Origin of the sequence: Micromonospora sp. RV43 (assembly GCF_001029515.1) — a bacterium.
GTDB lineage: Bacteria > Actinomycetota > Actinomycetes > Mycobacteriales > Micromonosporaceae > Micromonospora > Micromonospora aurantiaca.
In genome coordinates, this window is record NZ_LEKG01000225.1 from 1 (window position 1) to 10,113 (window position 10,113).

Annotated in this window: 7 protein-coding genes and 1 riboswitch; of the genes, 3 read left to right on the top strand and 4 right to left on the bottom strand. The window is 73.7% G+C overall.

Features of this window, described 5'->3' with window-relative positions:
- Positions 1-43 precede the first annotated feature (43 nt).
- Positions 44-1,333: a threonine synthase gene (thrC, locus tag ABD52_RS33795; RefSeq protein WP_047894412.1), complete on the bottom strand. Its 1,290-nt coding sequence runs from the start codon at positions 1,331-1,333 to the stop codon at positions 44-46.
- 12 nt (positions 1,334-1,345) lie between these two features.
- A riboswitch (SAM riboswitch) is annotated at positions 1,346-1,478 on the bottom strand.
- 170 nt (positions 1,479-1,648) lie between these two features.
- On the opposite strand from thrC, the gene ABD52_RS33800 reads away from it, so the two are divergent.
- Positions 1,649-2,302 carry a DUF4232 domain-containing protein gene (locus ABD52_RS33800; protein ID WP_235437639.1) on the top strand — a complete coding sequence of 218 codons (654 nt, stop codon included), beginning with the start codon at positions 1,649-1,651 and terminating at the stop codon, positions 2,300-2,302.
- 55 nt (positions 2,303-2,357) lie between these two features.
- Here the strand turns inward: ABD52_RS33800 and ABD52_RS33805 are convergent, their stop codons facing one another.
- From ABD52_RS33805 to ABD52_RS33815, 3 genes are all read right to left on the bottom strand, one after another.
- Positions 2,358-2,804 (bottom strand): DoxX family protein, encoded by a 447-nt coding sequence (locus tag ABD52_RS33805; RefSeq protein ID WP_047894414.1) that lies wholly within the window; start codon positions 2,802-2,804, stop codon positions 2,358-2,360.
- Between the two features lie 152 nt (positions 2,805-2,956).
- On the bottom strand, positions 2,957-3,874 hold the full coding sequence (locus tag ABD52_RS33810) for an ABC transporter permease subunit (protein WP_013288862.1): 918 nt from the start codon (positions 3,872-3,874) through the stop codon (positions 2,957-2,959).
- Complete coding sequence (locus ABD52_RS33815; RefSeq protein ID WP_047894415.1) at positions 3,874-6,738, bottom strand: alpha/beta fold hydrolase; 2,865 nt, start codon at positions 6,736-6,738, stop codon at positions 3,874-3,876. The genes ABD52_RS33810 and ABD52_RS33815 overlap by 1 nt, the downstream gene beginning before the upstream one ends.
- A 374-nt stretch (positions 6,739-7,112) precedes the next feature.
- On the opposite strand from ABD52_RS33815, the gene ABD52_RS33820 reads away from it, so the two are divergent.
- Together ABD52_RS33820 and ABD52_RS33825 are read left to right on the top strand one after the other, a co-directional pair.
- Positions 7,113-8,291 (top strand): hypothetical protein, encoded by a 1,179-nt coding sequence (locus tag ABD52_RS33820; RefSeq protein ID WP_013288864.1) that lies wholly within the window; start codon positions 7,113-7,115, stop codon positions 8,289-8,291.
- A partial coding sequence (locus tag ABD52_RS33825; RefSeq protein WP_235437640.1) for a nitrate- and nitrite sensing domain-containing protein occupies positions 8,278-10,113 on the top strand: 1,836 nt, incomplete at its 3' end. The genes ABD52_RS33820 and ABD52_RS33825, both read left to right, overlap by 14 nt.

Consider the following 10,113-nt stretch of genomic DNA (forward strand, 5'->3'; position numbering starts at 1 on the left):
CCCCCACCCGGCCACCCCCGCCGACGGCGGAGGGCCGGAGGGGTCAGGCCAGGAGGCCGGCGTCGCGGGCGGCGCGGAGGCTGGGCTTGATGCGGTGGGTGGGGCCGACCTGGGTGGCCACCGCGTCGAGCGTCTTCAGGCCCTCGCCGGTGTTGAACACCACCGTCTCGGCGGCCGGGTCGAGCCGGCCCGACTCGACCAGCTTGCGCAGCACCGCGACCGTCACGCCGCCGGCCGTCTCGGCGAACACCCCTGTGGTACGGGCGAGCAGCCGGATGCCCGCGCGGATCTCGTCGTCGTCGGCGTAGTCCATCCAGCCGCCGGTACGCCGCACCGCCTCCAGCGCGTACAGCCCGGCCGCCGGGTCGCCGATGTTCAGCGACTTGGCGATGCCGGCCGGCTTGACCGGCGTGATCGTGTCGGTGTCGCCGTGCAGCGCGGTGGCGATCGGGTTGCAGCCGGCCGACTGCGCGCCGAACACCTTCCAGCCACCGGCCGGCGCCTCGACCAGCCCGATCTCGACCAGCTCGGCGAACGCCTTGTCGATCTTGGTGAGAAGTTCGCCGCTGGCCATCGGGATGACCACCTGGGCCGGGATCCGCCAGCCGAGCTGCTCGGCCACCTCGTAGCCGAGCGTCTTGGAGCCCTCCGCGTAGTAGGGCCGGACGTTCACGTTGACGAACGCGGTGTCCTCGAACTCGTCGGTCTCCACCAGCTCGCCGCAGAGCCGGTTCACGTCGTCGTACGAGCCGTCGATGGCGACCAGGTCGCCGCCGTACACAGCGGTGGTGACGACCTTGCCCTGCTCCAGGTCGCCGGGGATGAAGACGATCGACGGCACGCCGGCCCGGGCCGCGTGCGCGGCGACGGAGTTGGCGAGGTTGCCGGTGGAGGCGCAGGCGTAGCGGGCGAAGCCGAGCGCGCGGGCCGCGGTGAGCGCCACCGAGACGACCCGGTCCTTGAACGAGTGGGTGGGGTTCGCGCTGTCGTCCTTGACCCAGAGCGGCGCGGTGAGCCCCAGTTCGGCCGCGAGGTGCGGGGCGGCGACGAGCGGGGTCAGCCCCGGGTCGAGCGTGACCCGGGTGGCCGGGTCCTGACCGGCCGGCAGCAGCGCCGCGTACCGCCAGATGTTGTCCGGACCGGCCTCGATCTGCTCACGGGTGACGGTGGCGAGCGCGGCGGTGTCGTAGTCGACCTCCAGCGGCCCGAAACACTCGTAACAGGCGTGCTGCGCGGCGAGCGGGTACCGCGCCGAACAGGCACGGCAGACCAGGGCGCGGGCCGGGCTGAGGGTGGTGTCGATACCGGTGGCGACGGGAAGCGTCGACGTCATGTCGAGGAGTTCCTCTCATCTTTCCCCGCATCGCCGGGTGCGGCGGGGACGGAATTGGCACCTGCCCGCTGTCGCTCGTCGTCGAGCGTGCGGGTGGTTGCCGGGGCGTCGTCGGGCCGTATCCCTCAGCCCCTCTGGATGAGGTATTCAGTTGTGCCGCCGAGTCTAGGCGCTGCTCACGGCCGCGCCACCTCGGGATCCCACGCTGTGGGCCGGCTCGGCGTCCGACCACCGCGACCGGCTCCACCACAGCGGGCTACCCGGGCCTGCTCGATGCGGTCCTCGCCGAGCGCGGCCGAGTGGCATGATCACTCGATGCGGAGATCGGCGCGCCTGATCGGCGCCCTCACCGGCGTGACGCTGATGGCAGCCTGCGCCCCGGCGCAGGGGCCCGCGGAAGGACTGTCCGATCCGGTGCCCACGGCGCCGCCGCGGCCGGGTGCCCCCACGGCCGAGCCGACGCCCGCCGCCACCTGCTCCCCGGAGGGCATCGCGATCACCGAGCTGGGGGTGAGCGCCGCGATGGGGCTGCGGGCGATGGGCCTGGACCTGCTCAACTGCGGCGACCGGCCGTACGAGCTGCGCGGCTATCCGGCGGTCGCGCTCCGGGACGCCGACGGCGACCCGATCGAGGTGCGGATCATCCCGGGCGCCAAGCCGATCACCTCCGGCTTCGACCACCCGCCCACCCGGATCGTGCTGGCCCCCGGCGAGCGGGCCGGCGCGGCGCTGATCTGGCGGAACCTGGTCACCGACGCGACGGTGCCGGCGACGAACGGCACCGGACTCGACGTCGCGCCGGTGGCCGGCCGGCCGGCGCACCCGGTCGCCCTGGACGGGCCGATCGACCTCGGCAACACCGGCCGGCTGGGCGTCAGTGCGTGGGAGCGCCGCAAGCCCGGCCCGGCCGACACGCCCACGCCGGCCGCCCCGCCCTCGCCCACGACTCCGCCGGTCAATCCGCTGTAGGAACCAGAGCCCGGCACGGGAGCACCCCGACCGGGATCTGGTTCGGTGCGAACGCTCAGACCGGGACCGAGGCCGGCGCGGCGGCGGGCTCGGTCGCGGTGGACCGGCGGCGGGCCAGCAGCGCGTCGAGCGCCCAGTTTCCCGGGCCGAGCACCGCGACCAGCAGGAACGACCAGCAGAAGAGCGCGGCCAGCTCGCCGCCGTTCTGCATCGGCATCAGGTGGTGCGGCTGGTGCACCACGAAGTACGCGTACGCCATCGAGCCGGAGGCGAGCAGCGCGGCCGGCTGGGTGAACAGGCCGACGAGGACCAGCGCGCCGCACACGAGCTGGATCAGCGCTGCCCACCAGCTGGGCCAGGTGGCGAACGGGACGGCACCGCCGGTGGCCGGGTTGCCGCCGAACAGGCCGAAGATCGAGGCGGCGCCGTGGCAGAGGAAGAGCAGGCCGGTGACGATGCGGAACAGGGACAGCACGGGGTCTTTCAGCTGCGCCGGGATCATAGGGAACCTCCTGGTACGGGTGCCGGACGCCGTCCAGGATGGCGGGAGTATTGATTGATGTTAATCGATATCTTTGCAGGCGGGACAATCGCATGGGAACGCTCCCATGATATGGGCCGAGGCGCTCCCGTGGTGACCCCGTCCGGGTCACCTCAGCTCGTGACGTCCTTGCGGGTGAAGCGCCAGAAGGCCAGGCCCCAGAACAGCGTGGCGTAGACGACCGCCGAGAACGCGCCCTTGACCACGTCGTCGGTCTGCATCGGCGTCGACAGCAACCCCAGCCAGGCGCTGCTGTAGTGGGTCGGCAGCAGGTTCCGCAGCCCGCCCAGCGCGGTGATCTGGTCCAGGATGCTGGACAGGATCCACAGCAGCACCGCGCCGCCGACCGCGCCGAGCGCGGCATCGGTGGTCACCGACAGCAGGAACGCCAGTCCGGCCACCACCAGCAGCACGACCGCGAGATAGCCGAGCACGCCGAGCAGCCGCAGCAACCCGTCCGCCGGCGCCAGCTCGGCCGAGACCTGGCTGCTCAGCGGCTTCCAGCCGTACCGGAGCGTGCCGGCGAGCAGCGCCGTGCCGGCCAGCAACAGCAGGGCCAGCCCGGAGTACGCGAGCGCGACGACCAGCTTCACCGCGAGCAGCCGGGCCCGGGGCACCGGCACCGCCAGCAGGTAGCGCAGGCTGCCCCAGCTCGCCTCGCTCGCCACCGTGTCGCCGCAGAACAGCGCCACCACCACGACCAGCAGGAACGACGCGGACACCAGGATCGAGAACAGGGTGAAGTTGAGCCCGCCCGAGGTGGCCAGGTCGGCCAGGCTGGAGAACTCGCCCCGCCCGCCGCCGTCGTCGTCCCCGGCGTCGAACTGGAACGCCACCAGGATGATCAGCGGCAGCAGCACCATGAACCCCAGCGCGAGCTGGGTACGCCGGCGCGACGCCTGCCGCCGGAACTCCGCGCCGAACGGGAGCGTGGCCGAGGGCCGGTAACCGGCCGCCGCCCCGCCCGCGCCCGGCGCCGCCGTACCGGACGTGCCGCCACCAGGCGACGATGCCACAGACGAACCCGCCATCACCGGTCCCCGCTTCCCCGAGAGTTCTCGCCCACCAGGGCGAGGAACGCGTCCTCCAGGCGGCGCCGGGGCACCACCCGGTCCACCCCGATGCCGGCGCGGACCAGTTCGGCCACCACCTCGCTGCGGGCGGTGCCGTTGGTGTCGACCACCAGCCCGCCCTCGGTGTCGGGCAGCACCCGTACGCCGTCGAGCCGGTCGAGCACCGTACGCGCCGCGTCCGGGTCGCTCACCTCGAACAGCACGCTCGGCGACTCGCCGACGATCTCCTCCACCGGGCCGGACGCCACGATCCGCCCCTTGTTCACCACCACCGCGTGCGTACAGGTCTGCTCCACCTCGGCCAGCAGGTGGCTGGAGACCAGCACCGCCCGGCCGTCGGTGGCGTACCGCTGGAGCACCCGGCGCATCTCGGCGATCTGCGGCGGGTCCAGCCCGTCCGTCGGCTCGTCCAGCACCAGCAACTCGGGCAGGCCGAGCATGGCCTGGGCGATGGCCAGCCGCTGCCGCATGCCGTGGCTGTACTTCTTCGTCCGCCGGTGCACCGAGTCGCCCAGGCCGGCGATCTCCAGCGCCTCGTCGAAGTGCGCGTCCTCCCACGGCCGGCCGGTGGCCCGCCAGTACGCCTTGAGGTTGTCCAGGCCGGACAGGTGCGGCAGGAAGCCCGGCCCCTCGACCAGCGCGCCGATCCGGGACAGCACCGGCGAGCCCGGCACCAGCCGGTGCCCGAAGACGTAGATCTCCCCGGCGGTGGGCTGGGTCAGTCCCATCAGCACCCGCAGCGTGGTGGTCTTGCCCGCGCCGTTGGGCCCGAGCAGGCCGACCACCTGGCCGGGGTGCACCTCGAAGTCCACGTCGGAGACCGCGACGAAGCCGTCCGCGTACTCCTTGCGCAGGTTGCGCACGGCGAGCGGGACGCCCGCGTACTCCGGGTGCACGGAGTCGTCCTGGCGACGGTGCCGGCGGCGGGTGAGCAGCACGACCACGACGAGCCCGGCCACGATCGCGACGAGCAGGCCGGCCAGCGCCCAGCGCCAGATCGCGGCGGTGGTGGGGATCGGCGTGGCGTCGACGGTGGGCAGCGTCAGCGGCCCGTCGGCGAGCGCCACCGTGTGCACGGCCGGTTCGGCGGGCGAGGCGTACGCCTGGTCCGACGTCGCCACCACGAGCCGCAGCCGGTGCCCGGCCTCGACCCGCCGGACGATCCCCGGCAGCGTCACGGTGACCGGCGTGGCCGCGTCGACGGTGGCCGGCAGGCCGGTCAGGCGCACCGGCGCGACCAGGCCGGACGGCAGCGTGGCAGCGCCCTGCGGGTCGACGTCGTAGAGCTTCACGAACAGCACCGCCTCGCCGGTCGGTGAGGCGGCCCTGATCCGCACGGTGGGCGCGCCCACCACGTCGACCGGCTCGTCCAGCGGCGCCGACTCGAAACGGGCGTGCTGGCCGGGGATGTCACCGGCGACGCCGTCCAGCAGCGAGCCGAGCGCGCCCGCGAACGGCACCGAGGAGATCGCCGCCGGGTTGCCGTTCGGCGGTACGGCGACCGGCTGGGGCGGACCGGCGAGCGTCACCTCGCGGCGGTCCTGCCCGGCCAGCCCCGGGTAGTCGGCGGTACGGAAGCCGGTCGCCACCAGGCCCCGGTCGAGCGCGTCGAACCCGGCGATCCGGGAGAACGTGAACGTGTCGCCGGGCGCCGCCCCGTCGCCCTTGACGTAGTGGTCGAGCCACTGCGCGGTCAGGAACTTCACCCGGTCGGAGTCGGAGGTGGGTCCGGAGCCGCCGTCGTGGCCGCCGGTGAACCAGGCGACCCGTACCGGGGTGCCGGCGGCGGCGATGCCCCGGGCGTTGGCGTCCGCCTCGGCCAGCGGGAACAGCGTGTCCGCCTCGCCCTGCACCAGCAACGTCGGCGACTTGATCCGGTCCAGCACGCCGGCCGGCGACGACCGGCGCAGCAGTTCGACCGCCGCCGCGTCGGCCCGGCCGGTGGTGGCGATGCGCAGGTACGCGGCGCAGACGTCGGCCGCGAAGCGCCCGCAGGACGGGTCGGCGGCGCCGGCCGGCGCGCGACCGGCACCGGTGCCCGGCCCGGCGCCCGGCTGCGGGCTCGGCGGACCGGCGGACTCGGGTGCGCCCTCCGGTGCGGCGGCGGTGGCCCCGGAGAGCCCGGCCGGACCGGATCCGGCGTTCCCGCCGCCGCCGAAGAAGATGCCGGCCCAGCCCTTCTTGAACACGCCGTCGCTGGGCTGCCGGCCACTGCTCTCCGGCAGGAATGCGCGGGACAGGTCGTTCCAGGTGATCATCGGGACGATCGCGTCGATCCGCTGGTCCTGCGCGGCGAGCAGCAGGGCCAGGCCGCCGCCGTACGAGCCGCCGACCACACCGACCCGGGGGTCGCCGGCCGCGTCGAGGCGGATGTCCGGCCGCTGCGCGAGCCGGTCGAGCAGCCGCTGCGCGTCCCGCACCTCGTAGTCGGGGTTGTCCAGGTGGATCTGGCCGCCGCTGCGCCCGAACCCGCGGGCGGTCCAGGTGAGCACCGCGTACCCGCGGGCGACCAGGTCCTCGGCGTCGGAGCGGACCGAGTCCTTGGTCCCGCCGAAGCCGTGCGCCAGCAGCACCGCCGGCACCCGGTTCGACGACGAGGCGTCCTCCGGCAGGTAGAGCGTGGTGTCCAGGTCGACCGGCTCGTCGCCGGAGGGCCCGGAACGCACTGTCACCAGGGCCGGCTCGGTCCGGAAGTCCGCACCCTGCGGCCGGGCCACCCAGACCAGCGCGGCGGCGACGAGGACGACCACCACCAGTGCGGCGACGATGCGGCGCGGATGGCCGGCCAGGGCGCGCCGGAGCCGCGCGGCGGTTGATCTCATGCGCCACACGGTACGGGCCGACGGCTGAGCATTCGCTGAGATCCGCCGTACGTCTGTCCGGTTGCACCGATCGTCGCGTAGCGTCCGTCATCCGCCAAAGGTCCAGAGCATCCCAGCGGGACGTATTCGGATCATGTGAATTCACATCTACAGGCGCAAACCATCGTCGATGTCATTTCTCGGCAACACGATCACACGCTACGTACCTTTCGCCCTGACGCAGGGTCACCCAAAATGGACTGACGCGAAGCCGACTCATCGGCCGAGGTCTCACGCGCGTCCGGTTCGGCTACTTTTCCGGTCCGGTGCACGGGACTGCGTACGGCGACCTCCCGGGGCACCGATCGCCCCGCCGTCGCCGGAGGAGACACACCATGACAGTCCCCGCGTCGCGGGTTCGCCGGCGGCCCGCCGTACCGGGCCGCACGCTCGCCCTGGTGCTGGTGCTGGCGCTGCTGGCCCCGCTCGGGCTGATCTTCGTCCAGGCCGAACGCGACTTCGCCGACGACCACGACCTGGTGAGCCGGGAGCGGCTCGGCGTCCGCTACCTGCGCGCCCTCGGGCCGGTCACCGACACGCTGGTGGAGGCCCAGGCCATCGCCGTCGCCGAAGGGGCCGTCTCCCGGGCCTCGCTCGCCGCCGCCATCGAGGGCGTCGCGGAGGTGGACAACGCCGTCGGCGACGAGCTGCGCACCCACGAACGCTGGGCCGGGCTGCGGGCCAAGCTGGAGGCGCTGCCGGACCGCGGGATCGGTGACCCCGAGGCCGCGTACCGGGCCTACGGCGAGGCGTCCGATCTGCTCCTGGCCCTCTACCGGAAGGTACGGGAGAGCTCCGGCCTGATCCGCGACCCGCGCTCCGACTCGTTCTTCCTCCAGGACGGCATCGGCGGGGACCTGCCCACCGCGACGGTGCTGGCCGGGCGGCTCGTCGACCTGGCCCGGCTGTCCGCCAAGCGCCCCGCCGCCGAACGCGCGCGGGTCGGCGCGGAGCTGGCCGAGCTGCGCGTCTCCGCGCTCGGTCCCGCCACCGACCTGGTCGCCGACCTGCGCTCGGCGGTCGACAGCTCGGAGAGCACCGACCTGGGCGCCAACGTGCTCACGCCGCTGGACACCTACCAGCGCTCACTGGAGACGTTCGCTGTCTACTCGGCGCCCGGCGCCGGCCGCTCCGCGCCGAGCACCGACCAGCTCACCCGCGCCGGGATCAGCGCGCAGAACGCCGCCAAGCAGCTCCGCACGGTCATCCTCGACCAGCTCGACGCGCTGCTGCGGGAACGACTCGACGCCCTGGAGCGGGACCGGCTGCTGGGCCGGATCGCCGCCGGGGCGGCGGTGGTGCTGATCGCCGGGATCGTCGCGCTGCACGTGGCCGCGCTGCGCCGGGACCGGTCCCGGGCCACCCCGGCACGCCGGGAACCGGCCGAGGCCGGGCCGGCGCCGACTGTCCACCCGGAGCCACCGCTCTCCGCGCCCGGGGCCGACCGCCAGCCGGTCGCTGTGGGGCACGGTGGCGACGCCGACCGGTGGAGGCCGTTCGATGCTGCTCGGTAGGTTACGCATCCGGGGCAAGCTCGCCCTGCTGGTCATCATTCCGCTGCTCAGCATGGTCGGACTCGCCGTACCGGTCGTCATCGACCGGGTCACCGCCGCCCGGGATGCAGCCGACACCGCCGAGACCGTCCGCGTCGCCAGCCGGGTCGGCAGCCTGGTCCAGGACCTCCAGCAGGAACGCCTGCTGTCGGTCGGGCTGCTGCTCGGGCGGGTGAGCCGGACCGAGCTGATCCAGAAGTCGGCCACCGTCGACGACCGGGTCGCGGACCTGCGCGCCGAGACGCTGCCGACGGCGGTCCGCAAGAGCCTCGACGGGGTACGCCGGCTGGAGGACGTCCGCAACGCCACGCTCGGCGGCCGGGCCACACCGCAGCAGATCCTGACCGTGTTCGGCGAGGTCGACACCGCCCTGATCGACGCGCTGCGGCTGCCCTTCCAGGTGGACACCGACACCGCGGCCGGACGGCAGGTGCTCGCCCTGGACGCGCTGCTGCGCGTCGACGAGGCACTGAGCTCGTGCACCACCCAGATCGTGCTGGTCAAGGCCACAGGCGATCCGCAGGTCTCCCGGGCGTTCGTGGCCTGCATGGCGGCGCTCAACGTCGACAACCGGCGGTTCCGCAAGCTGATCACGCCCGAGCAGCTCAAGGTGGCCCGGCTGGACGACGCCGCGGTGGCGGCCCGGACCAGCCCGACGTTCCTGGTGGACAGTCTCCGCGACCCGGACGGCGCGATCGCGCCGGTGCCGCTGGACGTGCTGTTCCCGTCGGCCCGGTCGATGATCACGCTGGGCCAGTTCGTGGAGAAGAAGGTCGTCACGGACGTCATCGCGGAGACCCGCGCCCGGGAACGGGAGGCCCTGACCGCGGCCTGGCTGGTCAGCCTCGCGGCGGCGGCGATCCTGCTCGTCGTGGTGCTGCTGAGCATGACCGTGGCGCGTACGGTGGCCCGGCCGCTGAGCCGGCTCACCCGCTCCGCCGAACGGGTCGCCCGGGTCACCGAGGCCGAACTGACCCGGGTCGCCGACGACGAGTCCGAGTCGGTCCCCCCGGTACGCCTCGACCCGGTGGAGGTCAGCGCCCGGGACGAGATCGGCGACCTGGCCCGCGCGTTCGACCGGGTGCAGCACACCGCCGCCCGGCTGGTCGAGCGGCAGGTCGCCGGCCGGCGCAACGTGGCGCAGATGTTCGGCCACGTCGGCCGCCGTACGCAGAACCTCGTCGGCCGCCAGATCGCGCTCATCGACCGGCTGGAACGGCAGGAGACCGACCCGGGCCGTCTGGAGCACCTGTACCGGCTCGACCACATCTCCAGCCGGTTGCGCCGCAACGCGGGCAGCCTGGTGGTGCTCTCCGGCGCCACCGGCTCGGACGGTCACGTGGCGCCGGTCCCGCTGGCCGACGTGGTCCGGCTCGCGCTCGGCGAGATCGAGGACTACACCCGCGTCGACGTGGAGGTACCGCCCGGCGTGGCGGCGGCCCCCGCCATCGCGGGCGACCTGGTGCTGACGCTCGCCGAGCTGATGGAGAACGCCACCTCGTTCTCGCCGCCGCACACCCGTGTGATGGTGACCGGTGAGCTGACCGAGGGCGGCGCACGACTTGTCGTGGTCGACCACGGCATCGGCCTGACCGAGGACCGGATGACCGAGGAGAACGCCCGGTTCACCCGGCGGGAGCGCCTCGACCTCGCCCCGACCGAGGTGCTCGCGGGTCCGGGCGGAGATCTCGGCCACCGAGACGGGCTCGGCGCAGATCGCGACGATCGCCGCCAGCTCCGGGGCCAACCGGGCGGTCACCGCCCACGAGCTGCTGACCCGGAG